The sequence below is a fragment of the Desulfuribacillus alkaliarsenatis genome, from assembly GCF_001730225.1.
GTDB classification, from domain to species: Bacteria; Bacillota; Bacilli; order Desulfuribacillales; family Desulfuribacillaceae; genus Desulfuribacillus; species Desulfuribacillus alkaliarsenatis.
Genome location: NZ_MIJE01000004.1, coordinates 39,340 through 57,374 on the forward strand (window position 1 = coordinate 39,340; position 18,035 = coordinate 57,374).

At 33.5% G+C, this 18,035-nt stretch carries 12 protein-coding genes and 1 pseudogene; 12 read left to right on the plus strand and 1 reads right to left on the minus strand.

Going from position 1 to position 18,035, the window contains the following annotated elements; translation table 11 throughout:
• Positions 1 to 21 precede the first annotated feature (21 nt).
• The 7 genes from BHF68_RS15335 (at position 22) to BHF68_RS04925 (ending at position 9,460) form a co-directional block, all read left to right on the plus strand.
• Positions 22 to 177 carry a hypothetical protein gene (locus BHF68_RS15335; RefSeq protein WP_176719878.1) on the plus strand — a complete coding sequence of 52 codons (156 nt, stop codon included), beginning with the start codon at positions 22 to 24 and terminating at the stop codon, positions 175 to 177.
• Between the two features lie 54 nt (positions 178 to 231).
• Positions 232 to 1,698, plus strand: a complete 1,467-nt coding sequence (locus tag BHF68_RS04900) for a recombinase family protein (RefSeq protein ID WP_069642554.1) — start codon at positions 232 to 234, stop codon at positions 1,696 to 1,698.
• Positions 1,688 to 3,256: a recombinase family protein gene (locus BHF68_RS04905; protein WP_069642555.1), complete on the plus strand. Its 1,569-nt coding sequence runs from the start codon at positions 1,688 to 1,690 to the stop codon at positions 3,254 to 3,256. Before BHF68_RS04900 ends, BHF68_RS04905 begins: the two co-directional genes overlap by 11 nt.
• 427 nt (positions 3,257 to 3,683) lie before the next feature.
• Positions 3,684 to 3,899, plus strand: coding sequence for a helix-turn-helix domain-containing protein (locus BHF68_RS04910; RefSeq protein WP_069642556.1), 216 nt, complete (start codon positions 3,684 to 3,686; stop codon positions 3,897 to 3,899).
• Positions 3,900 to 3,922: 23 nt separating this feature from the next.
• Positions 3,923 to 6,871 (plus strand): HsdM family class I SAM-dependent methyltransferase, encoded by a 2,949-nt coding sequence (locus tag BHF68_RS04915; protein ID WP_069642557.1) that lies wholly within the window; start codon positions 3,923 to 3,925, stop codon positions 6,869 to 6,871.
• Positions 6,856 to 7,536 (plus strand): hypothetical protein, encoded by a 681-nt coding sequence (locus BHF68_RS04920; protein ID WP_069642558.1) that lies wholly within the window; start codon positions 6,856 to 6,858, stop codon positions 7,534 to 7,536. Before BHF68_RS04915 ends, BHF68_RS04920 begins: the two co-directional genes overlap by 16 nt.
• 139 nt (positions 7,537 to 7,675) lie before the next feature.
• Positions 7,676 to 9,460, plus strand: a complete 1,785-nt coding sequence (locus BHF68_RS04925) for an NERD domain-containing protein (protein ID WP_069642559.1) — start codon at positions 7,676 to 7,678, stop codon at positions 9,458 to 9,460.
• A gap of 17 nt (positions 9,461 to 9,477) precedes the next feature.
• Here BHF68_RS04925 and BHF68_RS04930 read toward each other — a convergent pair whose 3' ends face one another.
• Complete coding sequence (locus BHF68_RS04930) at positions 9,478 to 9,870, minus strand: hypothetical protein (RefSeq protein ID WP_069642560.1); 393 nt, start codon at positions 9,868 to 9,870, stop codon at positions 9,478 to 9,480.
• 31 nt (positions 9,871 to 9,901) lie between these two features.
• Here BHF68_RS04930 and BHF68_RS04935 point away from each other — a divergent pair.
• The 5 genes and pseudogenes from BHF68_RS04935 to BHF68_RS04955 form a co-directional block, all read left to right on the plus strand.
• Positions 9,902 to 10,489 (plus strand): annotated as a pseudogene (locus BHF68_RS04935) (SpoVR family protein); the annotation flags it as partial.
• A gap of 215 nt (positions 10,490 to 10,704) precedes the next feature.
• Entirely contained in the window at positions 10,705 to 12,051 is a 1,347-nt protein-coding gene (locus BHF68_RS04940) for an MEDS domain-containing protein (RefSeq protein ID WP_069642562.1), read from the plus strand.
• A 119-nt stretch (positions 12,052 to 12,170) separates the two neighbouring features.
• Positions 12,171 to 12,839 carry a TVP38/TMEM64 family protein gene (locus BHF68_RS04945; protein ID WP_069642563.1) on the plus strand — a complete coding sequence of 223 codons (669 nt, stop codon included), beginning with the start codon at positions 12,171 to 12,173 and terminating at the stop codon, positions 12,837 to 12,839.
• 101 nt (positions 12,840 to 12,940) lie between these two features.
• Positions 12,941 to 17,257 (plus strand): acyl-CoA dehydratase activase-related protein, encoded by a 4,317-nt coding sequence (locus BHF68_RS04950; protein WP_436796438.1) that lies wholly within the window; start codon positions 12,941 to 12,943, stop codon positions 17,255 to 17,257.
• Between the two features lie 124 nt (positions 17,258 to 17,381).
• On the plus strand, positions 17,382 to 17,768 hold the full coding sequence (locus BHF68_RS04955) for an alpha-helical endospore appendage domain-containing protein (RefSeq protein ID WP_069642565.1): 387 nt from the start codon (positions 17,382 to 17,384) through the stop codon (positions 17,766 to 17,768).
• Positions 17,769 to 18,035 lie beyond the last annotated feature (267 nt).

An 18,035-nucleotide genomic window follows, 5' to 3' on the forward strand; every position in this document is an offset into this window, starting at 1 on the left:
CTCCTGAAAGGGTGAATTTGATTGAAAAAGTCTCATAAAACAGACAAACATGAAAAAGGGATGGTCGCATCAGTTAGTTATATTCATGATCCTAATGCCGCTAAGCTCTGGTTTAGTATCTATGTTGACATGGTTAAGAATGAAGTTGTCAAACAAGCTGCCCAGAAAAAGGACTAGTCATAAAAATATTTGCATATGTTGTACTACCACGCCAAAGACTGGGAGGGTTTTATGAAAACTGTATCTTATTTAAGAAACTCAACGAATCTTCAGAAAAACTCTATAGATATGCAACGTGACACCATCCTAACTCGTTCTATTGAACACTTGCTACCAATCGATGAAGAATATTTAGATGAAGATATTTCTGCCAGAAAATTATCAATAAACCAACGACCTGCCTTGAAAAAACTACTTGATGACATTGAGAATGATAATGTTCAAACATTATTTGTTTATAAAAGAGATCGCCTAGCCCGTCAAAAGGAAGAGTATGCGAAAATCTATAGACTCTTAAAAGATAAAAAAATTAAAGTTATTTTCGGAGCTAGTGATGAATCTCCTATTGATTACACAGACGTTGGTGAATTGTTTGAACTTATAAGAGCCTGCATAAATGAACGAGAGGGTAACCAAATTATTGAGCGACTTATGCAGACTAGGAAAACAAATTTCCTATCAGGTAAAACAGTTGGTCGATTACCTTACGGATATAAATTAGATAAAGACAGTAATAAAATCGAACGTATAGAACATCAATTAGAAATTGTTATTAAGCTATATAATGAATTGTTAAGTAAAAAGCACGCTAAAGTTAGGAATCTTACGAAAGCTGTTAATGAAGCAGGACTAACAAAAGACGGTAAGCCTTGGACTGCTGCTACTATAAAAAATGTAATAACTAACCCAATCTACATGGGTACTCGTGAGATGAACATAAATAAAGAAAAATTAACTCTGGAAAAGTTTAAGCATATTTCAATTATAGATAGCACCGATTGGTATGAAGCTCAAAAGATATTAGAAGAGATATCTTCCAAAACTGGCTCATCAAATCACGATAAAAAACAATTAACTTTTTTGTTAGATGGTATATTGTTCTGCAAAGAATGTAACCAGCTGCTAAAACCAAATAATGCGAGAAATCTAGATAATTTAAAGTACAAATGCTCTGAACATAGCCACATATATATCAATAAAGAACAGGTTGAACAAACAACAATTAAAATGAGCTTAGAATTCTTTAAGAACCTAATAAAATCAAACTTCACAGGACTGTCCCAGCGTTATCAAAAAGATTGCAAGATTGCCTTAGAACAAGAGATTAAGCAGCTTAATCAGCAGATTGATTCAATTCAAAATCTATTAGTACAACATACTGAGAAATGGCTAGAAGCTAATAATAAATCGAAAAAGGATCAGATAATGTCGGACCTAATTAAGAAACATGATAAATATACAGACGAACTCTATCGTAAAGAAAATATTTATAGCGAAATATCAGAGTTAGTAGAAATGGTTAAGAAAATATCTGATTATCACAAGGAGCTACCAAACTTCGAAAAACTCGATACTGAAGTGCAACAGTTTTTGTTGAAAGATATAATCTATAAAATTACAGTGTCTTCATCTTCCTTCCATATAGTTTTCAAACACCCATTCTTTGAAGCAAAGGAGGCATTCAATAATGTCCCTTAAAGATGTTCTAAAGCCAGGAATGAAAGGTATTTTCTATGGTAGACACTCCACTGATAAACAGCAAATGGATAGCCAAAGACAATCTGTATATGAACTTGCAAAAAAGTATAAGTGCTCAATTATAGAAGAATATTTAGATCCTGGTGTATCCGCTAGTAAAGTAGAACTTGAAAAAAGAGAATCTATTCAAAGAATGTTGAAAGACGCCAGGAAAAAAGAATTTGATTTTATAGCAGTCTATAGTAATGATCGTCTTGCTAGAAATCCGATAGAGCATATGATTATCCGCTTAAAAATAAAAACGTTAGAGATTCCAATTGTCATAAGCTCCAAGGAAACACTTTATGACCACGAAGATGATCTTTATCAAATTGTGCAAGATACTTTTACTAAAATTGAGTTGGAAAAAATTATTACTCGAACATATGATGGTCTAGTAGCTCAGGCCAAGAAGGGACATTTCAATGGCGGCAGAGCACCATACGGATATAAGTACATAGCTAAGCCCAGAGGCAATGAAGCCTTTGAACCTATCGAAGAAAAACTAATTTATGTTAAAAAAATGTTCGAACTATATAAAAAAGGTGAAGGCTTTCAAGCTATAGCAAATCATCTATCTGAGATAAATAGCGAAGAAAAATGGACCAAAGAAAAAGTAAGGGCGATTATTACAAACCCCTTTTATGCAGGTTATATTGCATGGGGCAAACGCAAATCAGGAACATCTTCGCTAAAAGAACGTGACCTATGGATTCTAGCTGACCAAGAATATATTACGCCTATCATTACAAAAGAAGAGTGGGAACTTTGCTGGTCGATTTATCATGATAGGAAGACTAGGAAAACAAGTCCGAAAGCTATCAAAACATCGTTCCTGCTAAAAGATTTAGTTCAGTGTAAAACTTGTAAACAGCTGCTAGATACTAAAAATCAACGCACTACGTCAAATACGGGTAAGTCCTATGGTGAAAGAAAGTATATATGTAGCTCCTGCAATAACTATATAACCTTAGAGAGACTCCATGATGATATGGTTCCAAGAATCTTAGCTGATGTAAGATGGCAAACGAAAGACGAAATATATAACGCTGTTGAAGTCACTCTTAATAAAGAAATACAAGAGTTAGAAAATCAAATAAAATCATTACATGAAGCTAAGGCTGAATATCTAGTTAAAAAAAGCAAGTTAGAAGTAGAGCTACGCCAGTACATGCAAAAGAATGAAAATAAAAAGGTAATCAATATTCTTACACTCTACAATCAAAGCCTTAATAAGAGTATTATGGAGATAGATCAACTAATAACAATCAACCACAAGCAGATTGACATGAAGAGCAATTTTAGCTTTACTAAGGAACTAATTGATAATGCTATAGATTCAATAACTGCAGAATCAGTAAATCATACTAATACAGATATTCGAAGTTTGTTACTAGCGCTGGTAACCAGTGTTACAGTGAATTTTAAAACAAAGCCAGTAACGTATGATTATAAGCTGAGAATATTTGCAGATAAACTAAATGTGACAAATCCAGATCAAATAAGCATATTTCATTAGACAATCTCTTAATAAGAGCTTGTCTTTTTTATTGTTCTGATATCTCGGTTATTAGGTGGAAATAAAAAGACCGAGAAAAATTTTTCTCGGTTTTAAGGTATATGTGCTATACCGTCTATACCTAATTACCGAGCCTGATATTAAAGGATATGGACATGCCACTGCTTGTACACTAGTACAAGCTATATTTATTATGATGACCAAATATTTAGCAAAATAAACGTCTCGGTAGTTGGGTGAATGAAATTTAATTGGGTGATATGAAGTGTCGGTTATTAGGTGAATAATTGCATTTAGACTAGGTGGTAAAATTCTGTATATAAATTATTAGTATCTTTTGAAGTAGTAATAGTTGCAGATTTGTGACTTATTGTATGTTGACTTATTGTATTCGTAGAAATACGATTACTAAGAGGAGTTTTGATCTATGGACATAATTAAGGTGTTTTCGAAAAATGTTAAAAAATATAGAAATAAAAAAGGTTTGTCGCAAGAAGCTTTTGCAGAAAGAGCTGGTTTACATAGAACTTATATAAGTGCAATTGAGCGAGAAAAACGAAGTATTGCTTTAGAGAATGTACAAAAGATTGCTGATGCATTAGAGGTAGAAACCTATTTGCTATTTATTGAAGATTCAGGTTAGATATTAAGGAGGTTTTATTTGATATGATAAAACATCAACTTCCAATTGAAACAGTTATAAGTCGCCTTGGATATGATGATTCAGATAACTTACATAGATATAAAGATTTTTATAGATTAAACCTATCTACTCATTTAATTAAAATACTAACTGAGATTAAGCCTTATGCTGCATATTTTATAGATAATAAGCCTTTTATCATTTTTTTTGATACAGCTTATAGGGAAATATCTTTCAAAAAGATAAGCAAGAAGGTATGGAACTCTCAAATTCCAATTGCTTTTTTTTGTGACGAGAATTCTGTTCAGGTTTATAATGGAACTTCATTAAATCTATCGTCATATGTGATAAATAAAGTTGCAGAGCTAGAAATTGATGAATGTAGTGAATATTCTGACTTTTCATATTGGGAAATAACAAAATCGGATTTTTGGACAAAATATTTAACAGAATATTCAAAAACTAAGTTGAACGAACATCTATTAAGTAATATAAGTTTTTTAACAAATAAATTAAAGAATGATTATAATATTAAATTTGCTACAAAACTTGTTCTGAGGCTAATATTTATAAGATATTTAATTGATAGAGGCGTAGATCTAGCATATGGGAATTTTTCAAATGATATAGTTAGCTCTCAAAAAGAGTTGTTAACTATCATTCAAGAGAAAGAGATGCTATATTCACTATTTTCACATTTGAAATCTAAATTTAATGGTAATCTATTTGATTTAGACAATGAGTTAAATAGCCCTGAATTGACAGAAGAAGTGTTTCAGCTTTTGTCTGAATTTTTATCAGGTACTGTAACAATGAATGATAATCAACTATCCTTTTTTGCTCTTTATGATTTCAATATTATCCCTGTGGAATTAATAAGTAGTATTTACGAGATTCTACTAGGTGAAGAGGTTCAAGCGAAAGACAATGCTTTTTATACACCAAACTACTTAGTAGAATATATTTTAGACAAGACGGTATTGGCGTTTTTGAGAAAAAATTATAAGTATAAAGTTTTAGACCCTGCGTGTGGTTCAGGCCTATTTCTAGTAGATAGTTATCGCCGCATTATTGAGGAAAATTTGGGTAGAAATGTCTATTGTGAAGATGATACCTTTCTTAAAAAGCTTTTAACAGAAAATATATACGGAATTGACATCAATGAAGAAGCTATTGATGTAACGATTTTTTCGTTATATTTAACAGTATTAGATTATAAAGACCCAAAAACTTTATCACAATTTTCGTTACCAAATCTTAAAGGAGTAAATCTTATAGTTAGTGATTTTTTTGATGAAAACAAACTTTTGAAAATGAGTGAAATCAAATTTGACTTTATTTTAGGAAATCCGCCTTGGGGAAATGTTAAAAATGGACTTCACATAGAGTATTGTAAAAAAAGAGGATATGAAGATAAACAGCAAAACAATGAGATTAGTAGAAGTTTTGTTTTTAGGGCAAGAGACTTTTGTGATGAAAATACAGTTTGCTGTTTAATACTACACTCAAAATTACTGTATAATCAAAAACTTCCTGCAAGAAATTTCAGAAGATTCCTACTAGAAGAAACAAAAATTAAAAATATTATTGAAATGTCATCTGTCCGAAAACTTGTATTTGAAAATACAAAAGCACCAGCCGCAATCGTAGCATTTAAATATAATAATGATAATAATTTGAAAAATAAAATAGAGTATACTTCACTTAAACCCAATATTTTCTTTAAATTATTTAATGTAATTGTAATAGAGAAACATGATGTTAAGTACATAGCTCAAAGTTTATTGCGAGAATACGATTGGGCTTGGAAAACTGTTGTTTACGGCTTCGTGGGTGATTTTAACACAATACTAAATTTAAAAAAACGTTTTAATACAATAGAAGATTCAATAAGAGAACAAAATCCATCAATGTATGTTGGTGCAGGAGTTGAATATCAAGATGGAGATAAATTAGATGCGAGACATTTATTTGGTAGAAAATTATTAGATTCTAAGAAAGGTGTAGATCATTTCTTTGTTAATTCAAAAAAAACATCTATTTTTTCTAAAACTCATATTCATCGTCCCCGTGAAAAGGATCTATTTAATCCACCCTATGTACTAATTCCAAAGGGTGTAAGTTGCGATAATTTTAAGTTAAGAGCAGCATATAGCGATGAGTCATTTGTTTCAAAAACAACAATGTACATTATCAAAGGAATAAAAGAACAAAAATCCTTTATGTTGAATTTAGTTGGATTGATTAACTCTTCTTTATATAGTTATTTAAATATTATGCTAGGAACCTCTATTGGAATTGAACGGGAACAACGTTTTATGAAGGAAGTGCTTTCTTTTCCGTATTATTATAGTTATGAAATATCAAACAAAGTGGAACATATACAGAAAATAAGGTTTGAAAATCAGTTCTTATCCACTACTGATTTGAACCAAGAAATAGAAGAACTTGATGCTTTAATTTTAAGTGTATTTGGGTTAAAAGATAATAAATTCATAGATTATGCTATAAATGTACAAATACCGGAGTTAACTAAATCAAAAGAAGTCAATGTATACAAAAAAGTTTCATCTGGGGAAATGATAACATATAGTAAATGTTTTGAAGAACAATTCTCCAAAATATATAACAGATTAGGAAAATATATATCTATTAATCTGTATCCTAATATTTTAAATAAGTTTTCTGTCTTCGAGCTTTCTATATTAGATAGCAAACCAGAACAAAAATTACAAATATTAAATACATACGATGCAAATAAAGAGATTCTGACAAGATTTTGTGTATTTAAGCATAACGACGTTTTTCATCAATTAAGAGATGTTATACATTTTGATGAGAATTCATTTTTTATTATAAAACCAAATTACTCTAAAAATTGGCATCCAGCAATTGCAGAACTTGACCTCGCAGATGCGATAGATAAAATTATGTCAGACTCTGGAGGCGAGGAATCATGGGAGGCTTTATAAATCAAAATCTTAATTTAGAGTTCGAACGTAGTTTGTATGAAATTATATTAAATATGTTAATAAAAAGTAGTATTTTGATGAAAAAAGAATGTGTGGCTAATTATATCAAAGTAGCTAATCATGAGGAAAAAATCAGAAATCATTTGCTTGAGAATTATCTCGAAAATAACGAAGTGCGTTCAAAAATTGGGTTTTCTGGTATAGCTGTTAGATTCATTCCAGAGGCATTGGAAAACCATAATCAAAATACTGATACGTTTGTAGGACGAACTGATATTAAAGTGGTTTCTGAAAATTGGCTATTTGGAAATAATAAAGATTATTATATTGTAGAATGTAAAAGGATAGATGGGAGTAAAGATTTAAATAAGAAATATGTTGATGATGGAATATGTAGATTTGTTAATCTACCTTTAAAGTATTCCTCATTTCATAACAAAAATATCATGTTTGGTTTTGTGGTCAAAAATATAAATATTGAACTTAACACTTCAAAAATATCTAAATTACATGATGATAAATTGAATAAAATTACAGTGCAAAATTTAACACTAGTTAAAAGCATCAAAGAAGAGGACCTATATCTATATGAAAGCGATTATAATCTTGGCCTCAGGAATATTGGACTAAATCATATTTTTTATGATTTTTCATTAATAATTTAAGGGTAATGTTTGAATTAGGTGTTATTAATAAAATTATTCAAAACAGGTAAAATGTTAGCATTTATTTTATAAATTTAATGTCGTCCTTTTTGATAATTATAGTAAATAGCAATGAATCATAAACAAAGGGGGAATTTTATTGGTTTGTTTAAAACGCATAGACATAAATATGTATTTGCCAAAACACTTATATCAAGGTAATTCGACATGTACCTGCGATGATTGTAAGAATCTCAAAAGATTTGTGGATATTTATTCAAAAAAAGCACGTATGATTTATGAGCAGGATTTATTCAACTTTTTTATTACTAAAGCACCTTTTATACAAGGTGATAATATTGTAATGGGCAATGCAAGAAATTTTGATTTTACTCGAAACGATGAAAAAGAAATTATAAAAGAAGCTGTTAGATTTCTAAACTGTAATAGTACTTCATACAGTGACAAAAACGATATAATTTCTGTGCTAAACAAAATACTAGCCTATTTGTATGATGAATTTAATAGGATAATTGATAACCCATTAAAATATTTAATAGGCATGTTTACTTGTCTAGAATTTAATGTTTTTACAACAATCACATTAATATTGTGGTTTAAAGATGAAAAAGAAATGGATTCATCTGAGATTAAAGATGTTTTCGTGAAGGGACTAATTGATTCCCTAGAAATTAATAGATTTACAATTAAATCAAATAATGTTTATCATGAGTTAGAAAATATATTATCACATGATAAAAAGTGTTTCGAATTATGTATAGAATTGTTAGCAGTAAAATTAGAAAATAAAGAACTTGACGAGTTGATCAATGATTTTAACGACACATTTAATTATGGCAGATTATTAGAAATTAGTAGAGCAATACATACAATACATTGCTTAAAAACAGAATACATGGAAGGTACTCTCAATAATACTAGCTTAACTTTTAATCCTGATGGGAGTATATCTAATTATTCTGGTATTGATTTCGAGAGTTTTTCTACTAATTATTTAAAAGATATGAAAAGTTCAAAAAGCTTCCAGATTGCGAATAATCACTTAAATAGTATTAACAGCACATCAAAACATTATATTGGCTTTGATTCGAATGAACTTAATAATTTAATAGAAAAAATTGATGAAACATATGGAGGTGGAGATGAGTATCTAGTTGGAAGCATTACTGAATGGAAAAAAGTACTTTGTGAATTATCTGAGCAGACTGAGGATGAAGTAGAAAAGCTGTTTAATTTTCTCGTACAAGACAGAGATAAATCGAAACTTTATAAAGAAGAATCGGTCAGGAAAAATAGGGCGCTAAGAAAATGCTTAATAACTATAAACGACACCATTATTTGTCCTGTTGGATTGTTAAGGTATGCCCTGATTGGCATAACTAATGATTTGCGTTCAGGAGATATTGCTAATAAGCATATTATATCTGAATTGCAAGATGTATATAATACTATTAACAACAGTTTTGTTGACCATGTATCTTTATTGATAAGTACCAAATATAAATCAGCAAAGATGATAACCAATGTAGAGATAAAAGATATAGTAGTTGGCAATGAAATCATTGAAATACCAGGTGAAATAGACTTATTAATGTTATTAAAAAACCGTTTATTTGTTATCGAATGTAAAAATCTGAATTTAAAAATAACCTCTAAAGCTATAGCCAATGAATACGGACGTTTTAAAAAGAGAAATAGTAAAGCATATCAAATAAAACTAGATAAAAAAGTAGCTGTTATTGACAAGAACAAAGAAAAAGTAGCTAAATTTATTGATGAAAATTCCCAACAAAAAATAATAGAAACAATAGGACTTTTTACTACTAGTACTTTTACTATTGCTTCTCTTGAAGAAGACCTATTGTATCCAGTTATAACGTGGACAAATTTACTGGATTGGTTTGAGTCAAATGGATATAACTAATGGTTAGATTAACAAGTTTAATAATAGTAAATATAAAAACCTTTCTTCCAATTAATATATAACCAAGATAATTTTTCATGAATGTTAACATCGTATTCTAGAGCTTTCTCTATAATACAACGTTCATTAAATATTTCTATACATAACTTTGGATCTATTAACTTTTCGTTAAACTCATGGATTTCGGAGCTGGACATTCTGTCTAAGTTTAAATCAATTGCAGGCAAAATTTTAGCCCAATTGAACTCGGTATTTTTACACATAAAATAATTTAAAGTCATAAAACTTTTTGCTGTCCAAGTAGTGTCAATGTAGTCTTTTTCTTCGTCAACAAAAATCTTAAAGTCTCCTGAATAGTCTAATAAATTATTGATTTTAAAGTTCCTCAAACCTTCTATTGTATAACTCATATGTTGACAATTCCCTTCTTCTCCTTAGAAGAACGAAGGCTGGGCTTCCTATTGGCATATTAAAATCATGAGAGAGCTAAACCTAACTCAGCAGGAAGCTATTGATTTCGCGAAGTTAAACGCCCAGGTTATTCAACCATCTAAGACTAGCATCAACCCTTACTACCTTGGTTTAAAGATGTTTGAAGATATTGCTGAGAAGCATGGCGAGGAAGCAATCTTTGAAATCCGAGAGGTAGATTCTGATCAATCTTTTCTTCGTAATTATTTAACTAAGGAATTAGTAGAGAAGCTTGATTTATACATTTTCGCAAAGGTTGGTTTGCAGTGGAAGATTGTCGATAAGAAGTGGGAGGCTGTCCGAGACCATCTTGTGAAGTCAAAGACTAATGGAGGCTTTCCTGTGCTAGTTGTTAAGGATAGCGATTATTTCATGAACGGGGAACTATATGTTCAGCATCAATATGAGGGTGTTGAATTAGATATTAAGTACTTAGAGAAGACGATACCTTATGTGTATAACCTATGGGGTAGGAATGTTCATCTCAAAACGGTTATGGAGGGTAGGGACGTTGTCTTCACCTATGATGGCAAGAAAACACATAGAAGATTTGTTTGAACCTCAACCTCAAATCTTAACCAAAAACTACTTCAGTATGCTCGTAATGAGTATACTTTTTTTATTTTGCACATGTATTGAAAAGATAAATAAACAAAAATTGACAAACCAAGACCAGTAAAAGAAGGAAATCTACAATTTAAATAGAATAAATATAAATATGATAATTTTATGAAGATATTATAAATCGATATATTATGAGTTAGGAGATTACTATGGAAAACAAAAAGTATGTCCCATTTGATGATGAATTCTCTTTAAGCAAAAATCATGTGGCATTTTCCAGCCAAGCAGGTGTAATTACTAGTGCTCATATTTTATACATATATACAGATTTTGAAAAATACCTTAACAATATTATATCTTTTATCGTAAAAGGGATAAAATTAAACCAAGGTATCATCATTATAGAGGAAGAAAATGTTATAACATCGATACTTACTGAGTTAGAAAAACTAGGCTATAGCAATCATTTGCAATCACTTATATTTGCGCACAATGACGAGTTCTATCTCAAGAATAAAGCTTTTAATGCTAAAACAGTTCTTAAGCACTTTGAGGAAAAACTACAACCACTATTAGAACAAGGATATTGTATTCGAAGCTGGGGGAATGTTTGTTGGAATAACCATGAAGATATAATTGAGAAATTAAAAGTTTATGAAGAAAGTGCTGACAAAAGCATAAAAGAATTACGCACGTTTACTGTCTGTGCTTATAACGCTACTGAGTTGCCAGCTAATATGTTAATTGAGATTATGAAAAGCCATGAATATATTATGACAGATATAGAGATATACTCCAATAGTCTTTATTCGAAAGTTGACCCACCTCAAGCAGTTGCAATTTCTAATAATATTGATGAATCATTAGTTAATTACCATAGACATAAGCTTGATTTATTAGAGTTAGATAAATTAAAAATGATGTCCGAAATGGCGTCGATTATTAGTCATGAAGTAAGGAACCCGATGACAACAGCTAGGGGATTTTTGCAATTATTTTCAACAAAAAAGGAATATGAGAAAGATTGGAGATTTTTCAATCTAATTATCGATGAGCTTGATCGCGCTAACAGTATAATTACAGAGTATTTATCGCTAAATAAAGATAAGAAATTTACGATGGAGCTACAGTGCCTTAATTCAATAATCGAAAGCATTGCACCGTTGGTGCAAGCAATTGCTGTGGACACAGGGAATAGTCTAGAGCTAGATTTGCAACCAATACCAGAGATTGAAATAGACGGACAAGGAATTCGTCAAGTATTACTTAATCTATTTAAGAACGGTATTGAGGCGATGGAACGTGGTGGTGTTATTAAAACGTGTACTTTTGAAAAGGAAGGGTTCGTCCATTTATTGATAATTGACCAGGGGCATGGGATTAGTGCAGATATGCTTGATAAATTGGGTACACCATTTGTCACTACAAAGGATGATGGGACAGGTCTAGGACTTACAAAATCATTTGAAATTCTCGAAAGACACAGAGCGCAGGTAGATATAAAAACTAGCAGCCAAGGAACTACTTTTCATATCAAATTCATTGTTTATTCATAGCTTTTGCACATTTAAACTGAATATTATGATAAGATATCCTAGTAATTATACTTTCTTGTTTGAATATATTATAAGCAGGAAAGTTTTGTTTTTTATTGGGACAGTAAAGAAGGTGGATAATGAAGAAGACTATTATTTCCGTATTGGTGGCTATATTGATTGCTATCAGTATATTTATTGAGATAAATACAGAGCTATTATCCCAGGTTTGGAAGGGTAACTTCGAGACATTGCGGATATTAAGTAGCGAGAACCTATTCTTAACATTTGTCCTCACTTTAATATTGATGATTGTGCAGAATACCTTCACTGTAATTCCGCTGATTCTTCTAATAACCTTTAATATAACTCTATTTGGTTTCGTGTATGGCTATTTATGGAGCTGGTTTACTAGTGTTATTGCAGCGGCTATTGTTTTCTTTGCAGTTAGATATTTTTTTCAGGACTATGTTTTGCGGAAAATCCAGCCAGGTGTTAAAGAAAAGGCTGAAGAGAACGGATTTATGTATGTATTTATAGGTAGGGTTTTTCCATTTGTCCCAACAAGCTTAATAAATATTGCAGCTGGTGTTTTTGCAATACGCTTTGATCATTTTTTAATAGCAACTATTTTTGGGAATCTTATATATTTTTTTGTACTATCTTTAATCCCACTAGGGATACTTGCAGCGGATTTGGATCGTTATGTATTAGCTTTATTAGCTCTAGCAGCAGTATCGGTATTTCTAGTGAGAACTTACTACAAGAAGAAAAAAGCTGCCAATGGTAGTGAAGTTGAAGTCAACTAATGTTAAAATATATTTGAAACTCTATGATTATTAAGGTATATTTTGAATATAGTTATAAGGCAAGCTGTTATTGACAGCTTGTTTTTTTGTAACGAACAGAGATGGAGGCGAACGTCGTGAATCTGCATATAGGATTGGATGTTGGCTCTACAACAGCAAAGATGGTTGCGTTGAATGAGCAGGATGATATTGTATTTAAGTCCTATAGAAGACATTTTTCAGATGTGAAAAATACAACGATACAGCTTTTAGAGGAGCTCTTACATAGATTTCCGAATGGTAATTTTAAATTCACCATTAGTGGTTCGTCTGGTATGGGTTTGTCTGAAATATTAAATATACAATTTATACAAGAGGTAATTGCCTGCACAGAGGTTGTGAAATATCTCGATTCCGCTGTTGATGTGGTTATTGAGTTAGGTGGAGAAGATGCTAAAATCATTTATCTAACTAATGGTATGGAGCAACGCATGAACTCGGCTTGTGCAGGAGGAACTGGAGCTTTTATAGATCAGATTGCATCTTTATTAGATACTGATGCAGCAGGTTTAAATGACTTAGCTAGAACCTATGAAAAGATTTATCCTGTCGCTTCACGCTGCGGTGTTTTTGCAAAGACTGATATTCAGCCGCTCCTAAACGAAGGTGCAAGGCGTGAAGATATTGCGGCATCTGTGTTTCAGGCTGTCGTTAATCAGACTATCAGTGGGCTTGCCTGCGGTCGACCAATTCGTGGCAAGGTTGCCTTTTTAGGAGGGCCGCTAACTTTTCTACCAGAGCTACGTAATAGATTTATAGAGACCTTAAAGTTAGCTGATAACGAAATCTTCGAAACTGAAAATGGACAGTATTTCGTTGCTATAGGAGCTGCTATGGAGAGCAAGGATAGTAGTTTCATAGATTTAGATGAACTAATAAATACCCTGAGGAAGATAAATGGTGTTAATCGTACTGCAAAAACAGGTAGACTACAGCCATTGTTCGCCAATGACCAGGACCTAGAGCAATTTAGGGTGCGTCATCAGCAGGCTAAAGTTGAGCAGGGTAAGCTAGATGAATACGAGGGCGTATGCTTCTTAGGTATTGATGCAGGCTCTACAACCACGAAAATTACTCTTATTGATGACCAAGAGCGGGTTTTATTTACTTATTATGTTAAAAACAAAGGCAATCCACTTGAATCTGTGCGGGAAGGTCTGAAAAGGCTTTATAGCTCTATGCCTGGGGTGAAAATAGCTAGGTCAGTAGTGACGGGCTATGGAGAGAAATTAATTCAAGCGGCATTCCAGCTAGACAATGGAGAAATTGAGACCGTGGCCCACTATCGGGCGGCGAAGAAATTCTGCCCTGATGTCAATCTGATTATTGATATTGGTGGACAGGATATGAAATGCATTAAAATTAAGGATGGAGCTGTGGAGCGGATTATGCTTAATGAAGCCTGTTCTGCTGGCTGTGGTTCATTTATAGATAATTTTGCGAGTACTTTAGGCTTGTCAGTAGAAGATTTTGCTGACATAGCCTTACAGGCTAAGGCCCCTGTTGATTTGGGCTCACGCTGTACGGTGTTTATGAATTCTAAGGTGAAAGAGGTACAGAAGGAAGGTGCTGAGATTGCAGATATATCTGCGGGTCTATCATTTTCCGTTATTGCCAATGCCTTATATAAGGTAATTAAGGTGAAAAGAGTAGAGGAGCTAGGTAAGCATATTGTTGTCCAAGGGGGAACATTCCTAAATGACGCGGTACTTAGGGCCTTTGAGCAGACTATTAATCGCGAGGTACTACGTCCTGATTTGTCAGGTTTAATGGGTGCCTACGGTAGTGCGTTAATTGCTAAGGATCAATATATACTTGCTAACGAGCAACTACCGTCTAAGCTGGTAGCTAAAGCTGAGCTAGAGAGCTTTAAAGTAACAGCCAGTCATAGTCGTTGTAAGTTGTGTGAGAACCAATGTCTGCTAACAATTAACCGTTTTGGCGCAAAGCAGTCATTTGTTACAGGGAACCGATGCGAACGTGGCGCAGGACGCAAAAAAGTCACTAACACTCTACCAAATTTAGTAGCAGAAAAACGTGACAAACTTTTTAATAGAGAGTCGTTAGCTGCTTCAGAAGCTAAGCGTGGAACGATAGGCATTCCACGTGTCTTAAATATGTATGAAAACTATCCTTTCTGGTATAGATTTTTTACTGAGCTTGGATATCGGATTGTATTATCTAATCCTAATAATAAGGAAGCATTTCAAAAAGGCATGGACACGATTGCATCGGAATCGGTGTGTTATCCTGCAAAGATTGCCCATGGCCATATTATTGACTTGCTAGAAAAGGGTGTAGATACTATTTTCTTCCCTTCAGTAGTTTATGAGCAGCAGGAGTCCAAGGAGCAGCAAAACCATTTCAACTGTCCAGTAGTTGTCTCTTATCCAGAATCGATTTATGGCAATATGGCGGTTTTAAAGGAACAGGGAATACGCTATCTAAATCCGTATATTACCCTAGATAATAAAGCGGCGCTAATTAACGAGTTGATTAGTACATTTAATGATATTTCGAAAGCTGATATTAAAAAAGCCGTAGCTAAGGCTAATGAAGAAGCACTGGAGTTTACTAGCTGGCTTAGAGAGCGTGGACAAGAAATTATAGATGAGATAGCCAAGACGGGAAATAAAGGTATTGTTGTAGCGGGGCATCCGTACCATTTGGATCCTGTAGTTAACCACTGGATACCAGAAGAGATTATTAAACTAGGTATGGCTGTGCTTACGGAGGATGCAGTCGCTCATTTAGCTGAGGATACCTTTGTTCCGAATGCCGTTAATCAATGGACATATCATAGTCGTTTGTATCGTGCGGCCCACGTTGTCAAAGCCAACCCTAACATCGAGCTAGTCCAACTGACGTCTTTTGGCTGCGGCTTAGATGCGATTACAACAGATTCCGTGCAGGAGATTTTAGAGCATGGTCAACGCCTATATACCTGGATTAAGATTGATGATATAAGTAATTTGGGTGCGGCTCGAATTCGTTTGCGTTCGTTGAAGGCTGCGATGGAGGAAAGGCAAAGAAAACAAACACCGAATTGGCAGCCAGAGCCTATGAAAGCTGACGAGCGTCCAGTATTTGATAAGGCCCATAAAGACCAGTATACAATTCTAGCGCCGCAGATGGCACCGACCCACTTTCGCTTATTTGAAAAGGCATTTCAAGTTCATGGGTATCGACTAAAGCTTTTAGAAGAAGTTCAGGAAGAGCATGTTGAGGAAGGCCTTAAATATGTTAATAATGATGTCTGTTATCCAGCAATTTTAACTATAGGACAAATCCTTGCCAGTCTAAAAAGTGGAGAGTATAACCTGGAGCGCACGGCAGTTATTATGTCACAGACGGGCGGCGGATGTAGAGCAACTAATTATCTTGTGTTACTACGAAAGGCACTTAAAGACGCAGGCCTTGGTCACATTCCAGTTCTGTCCCTTAATGCTGGTAGCATGGAAAAGCAGCCAGGATTTAAGGTTGGCCTAGGAATAGCGCAAAAGCTTGTTATTTCTGCCTGCTACGGCGATTTACTAATGCGGCTTAAGCTAGCGGTAAGACCTTACGAGAGAATTAAAGGTAGTACCGAGCAGCTATATGAGCTTTGGATGGAGCGTTGTGTGGAGTCTTTAGGTAGCTTCAATATGCGAAAATACCGCGAAATATTAAAAGGGATAGTGGATGATTTTAAGAATCTATCAGTCATTAAAGAAAAGAAACTACGTGTTGGAATCGTCGGGGAGATTCTTGTTAAATATCATCCTTATGCTAATAATCATTTAATAGATATAATTGAGGCTGAAGGTGGCGAAGCTGTTGTTCCAGACTTTATAGACTTTTTCCTATATGGGATTCATAACCGCAGCTTTAAAGCAAACCATCTTGGTAAGTCTAAGCTACAAGCGGGTATTGGTACTGTTTTTAAAAAATATATTAATTATTACCGTCAGCCAATCATAGATGTGCTTAAACAAAGCAAGCGTTTCGAAGCGCCATTACCGATTGAGAAGATTGCAGATAAAGCGTCCCATTTTATTAGTCTAGGAAATCAGATGGGAGAAGGCTGGCTACTGACAGGGGAGATTGTAGAGCTATTAGATATGGGGGTCAATAATGTAGTCTGTGTACAGCCGTTTGCATGTTTACCAAATCACGTTATTGGTAGAGGGATGTTCAATCCGATAAAAGAGGTCTACCCTGATGCAAATCTAGTATCTATTGATTACGATCCTGGGTCTAGTAAAGTTAATCAGGTAAATCGTATTAAGCTTATGATGCATATTGCCAAAAATCAGGCTGACTCACAAGCAGTCTCTGAGATAAGAAAGCTGAAAGAAACGGATGAAAAACATAAAGAAGAAGTAGCTTGTGCAAGGTGACCTTAAATGGTCACTTTTTTTCTTACTATTAATTTCTTATACGAATGCTAGAACAAGTATGAGCATAGACTTTTATTACGGGAGCGATTAAGCGTAACAGATAGCTTGAAGAGGGGTGTTTATTATGAGTATGCCACAAATTCCAGAATCAAAATATCGTCCAACCTATGAGGAAACAATCATAGACTTATTAGAGTCTATTGCTTTAGAAGAGATATCATTGTCCCATCTAATGAATGCAGAGGCAGAAAAGATTCAAGCCTTTGTAGGGAAAAGCGCAAACTTTCCAATGTGTTCATCATATCAGGAGATTATTACATTCAATCAGTCAGTAAATCAAATCATGGATACGATGTTAATGAAGGAATGGCTGCTACTTAAAAAGCTAGAACAAGTAATCCAAATCGACAAGCGCAGAAAAGCAGCTTCTCATAAAGATGATGAAATAACAGAGACGGAAGAGTTAATAGACGAAGAAGACATTAAGGATGACTCAAGCGATTGGCTCTAAGAAGAGGCATTGTGTTAAGTGTTTATTGCACTTAAATAGAACCACCAGTGTGATGAGTCAGAGCCAGTATGTGCATCAAATTGAGCCAGTATGTGCATCAGTGAGAGCCACACTAGTTTTATCTTTATTCTTTTTTAGATTTTTAATAGCATCAACCAACTACGCAGGTTGTCAAGGGCGAGCGGTTTTTGCTCGCGAAGTTCACCCTTGACAGCCACGCAGTTTTACATCCTATTCTTGGTGTCTGTGAAAACAGGCACCTGCCTT

What these genes read in the sequence shown, in the direction of transcription:
- BHF68_RS04900 (WP_069642554.1), top strand. Translation starts at nt 232, where the DNA reads ATGAAAACTGTATCTTATTTAAGAAACTCAACGAATCTTCAGAAAAAC.
- BHF68_RS04905 (WP_069642555.1), top strand. Translation starts at nt 1,688, where the DNA reads ATGTCCCTTAAAGATGTTCTAAAGCCAGGAATGAAAGGTATTTTCTAT.
- BHF68_RS04910 (WP_069642556.1), top strand. Translation starts at nt 3,684, where the DNA reads ATGGACATAATTAAGGTGTTTTCGAAAAATGTTAAAAAATATAGAAAT.
- BHF68_RS04915 (WP_069642557.1), top strand. Translation starts at nt 3,923, where the DNA reads ATGATAAAACATCAACTTCCAATTGAAACAGTTATAAGTCGCCTTGGA.
- BHF68_RS04920 (WP_069642558.1), top strand. Translation starts at nt 6,856, where the DNA reads ATGGGAGGCTTTATAAATCAAAATCTTAATTTAGAGTTCGAACGTAGT.
- BHF68_RS04930 (WP_069642560.1), bottom strand. Translation starts at nt 9,870, where the DNA reads ATGAGTTATACAATAGAAGGTTTGAGGAACTTTAAAATCAATAATTTA.
- BHF68_RS04940 (WP_069642562.1), top strand. Translation starts at nt 10,705, where the DNA reads ATGGAAAACAAAAAGTATGTCCCATTTGATGATGAATTCTCTTTAAGC.
- BHF68_RS04945 (WP_069642563.1), top strand. Translation starts at nt 12,171, where the DNA reads ATGAAGAAGACTATTATTTCCGTATTGGTGGCTATATTGATTGCTATC.
- BHF68_RS04950 (WP_436796438.1), top strand. Translation starts at nt 12,941, where the DNA reads ATGGAGGCGAACGTCGTGAATCTGCATATAGGATTGGATGTTGGCTCT.
- BHF68_RS04955 (WP_069642565.1), top strand. Translation starts at nt 17,382, where the DNA reads ATGAGTATGCCACAAATTCCAGAATCAAAATATCGTCCAACCTATGAG.